Source organism: Rhizobium sp. PDO1-076 (assembly GCF_000247475.1).
GTDB lineage: Bacteria > Pseudomonadota > Alphaproteobacteria > Rhizobiales > Rhizobiaceae > Allorhizobium.
Genome location: NZ_AHZC01000370.1, coordinates 1 through 544 on the forward strand (window position 1 = coordinate 1; position 544 = coordinate 544).

Here is a 544-nt window from a genome sequence, read left to right on the forward strand (position 1 = left end):
CGAGAGAACGAATCACTGAGATGCAAGTGATGATCGAGGGACAGTCACGCTTCGAGCCTTTCGGCTTATCCTGTTGGGGTTTCGCAGATCTCAACAAGGGAGTTGGAAGCATGACTGCCTCTTATGATTATCACATCGGTGTCGATTACCACAAATCCTACAGCCACCTGGGCGTGCAGGACAGTAGTGGCAAGACGCTGCGCTCTGGCCGGGTGAAGAACGATCGCCAGTCAATCAGTGGCTTTTTGGATCGATACAGCGAGAACTCGCATGCCGTTGTCGAGGCGACGCGCAACTGGATGGTGATGTACGATTGGCTCGACGACATATGTGACGATGTCGTTCTCGCTCATCCCTTGAAGGTCAGGGCAATCGCCGATGCCAAGATCAAGACGGACAAGATTGACGCGACTGTGCTGGCGCATCTGCTCCGAGCCGACTTGGTGCCAGAAGCCTGGACCCCCAGCGAGAAATCGCGAGATCTTCGTGTCGCGCTACGCGAGCGGATGTTTTACGTGCGGCTGCGCACGATGACGAAGAACCG

1 protein-coding gene is annotated in these 544 nt (G+C 55.5%); it reads left to right on the plus strand.

Annotation, left to right across the window (positions count from 1 at the left end; translation table 11 throughout):
• Positions 1 to 110: 110 nt before the first annotated feature.
• A partial coding sequence (locus PDO_RS17440) for an IS110 family transposase (protein ID WP_007605049.1) occupies positions 111 to 544 on the plus strand: 434 nt, incomplete at its 3' end.